Below are 1,398 nucleotides of genomic sequence, written 5' to 3'. Positions count from 1 at the left end.
GTGTAGCCGATCATCCGGCGGTCGTGTTGGTGGTGTTGGGTAGCGCGGGGGCGCTTTCGGGGCGTTGGGCGGGGTAAAGCTGGTCCATGCTGCCTTCGGGCAGGTAGCGGCGGGGGAAGGCGATCCATTCGTCGTGCAGTTCGAAGAGCACGGCGGTGACCAGCCGCAGGAGTGCGTCGTCGTTGGGGAAGACCTGGACGACGTCGGTGCGGCGTTTGACCTCGCGGTTGATCCGCTCCAGCGGGTTGGTGGACTGGATCTTCTTCCAATGTCGCTCGGGGAAGGCGGCGAAGGCGGTCAGGTCGTCCTTCGCCTCCAGCAGCATCTCTTTGACCTTGGGGAACTGTGTGCCGAGCATGTCGGCGACGGTGTCGAGCTGGGTGCGGACCGCATCCGCAGTGGGCTGGGCGAAAATCGTGCGGATCGTGGCGGCGGCCATCTCGGCAGCTTCCTTGCTGATCACACTGAACACGTTGCGCAGGAAGTGAACCCTGCAGCGCTGGTAGGCGGCCCCGAGCATGACCTTGCGGATGGCCTTTACCAGCCCCAAGTGGTGGTCGCCGATGACGAGCCGGACCCCGGTCAGACCGCGTTCGCGCAGGTGACGCAGGAACTCGGTCCAGAACACCTCGGTCTCGCTGTCGCCGACCATCACTCCCAGTACCTCCCGGCCGCCGTCCTCGGTGATCCCGGTGGCGATCACCACGGCGCGGGAGACGATCTGGTGCTCGACCCTGGCCTTGCAGTAGGTCGCGTCCAGATAGACGTACGGGAAGCGGACGTGGTCCAGGGGCCTGGCACGGAACGCAGTCAGCTGGCCGTCCAGGTCCTGGCAGATCCGCGAGACCTCGCTCTTGGATATCCCGGTGTCCGCGCCGAGGGCCTTGACCAGGTCGTCGACCGACCGCGTGGACACGCCGTGCACGTAAGCCTCCATGATGACGGCGTAGAGGGCCTGGTCGATGCGGCGGCGTCGCTCCAGCAGGGCGGGGAAGAAGCTGCCCGAGCGGAGCTTGGGGATCGCGAGGTCCAGATCGCCGGCCCGGGTGCTGAGCGTCTTGTCGCGGTGGCCGTTGCGAAGCGCGGTGCGCGTCTCGGTGTGCTCGTTCCACTCCGCGCCGATCCGGACTGTGGCCTCGGCCTCGATCAGCTCCTGGAGCATCCGCTCGGCCACATGGCGGACGAGTTCGAGCCCGTCCGCCGAACGTAGTGACTCAAGCAGCCGGAGTAAGTCATGCTGAGACAGGGCCATCCTGCACCTCCCGTGTTGAACTGCCCGTTCACTACGGAGAGTTGCACGATGGCCCACCCTGCGGGCAGGGAGCGAAAACCCATCGGCATACGCCCCCGGCGCACCCCCTCACCTTGATCGGCTACACCACGTCAAGGGACGCCATC

General features: G+C 66.4%; 1 protein-coding gene. It reads right to left on the bottom strand.

Features of this window, described 5'->3' with window-relative positions:
• Positions 1 to 10: 10 nt before the first annotated feature.
• Positions 11 to 1,252 carry an IS256 family transposase gene (locus ACP4J3_RS50650; protein WP_426545052.1) on the bottom strand — a complete coding sequence of 414 codons (1,242 nt, stop codon included), beginning with the start codon at positions 1,250 to 1,252 and terminating at the stop codon, positions 11 to 13.
• Positions 1,253 to 1,398: the final 146 nt, after the last annotated feature.

The organism is Streptomyces sp. UG1, assembly GCF_049974585.1.
Lineage (GTDB): Bacteria > Actinomycetota > Actinomycetes > Streptomycetales > Streptomycetaceae > Streptomyces.
This window is presented reverse-complemented; position numbering and strand designations above follow the sequence as displayed.

Bases quoted from the DNA above. Each gene is read 5' to 3' on its own strand.
- ACP4J3_RS50650 (WP_426545052.1), bottom strand. From the start codon at position 1,252: ATGGCCCTGTCTCAGCATGACTTACTCCGGCTGCTTGAGTCACTACGT.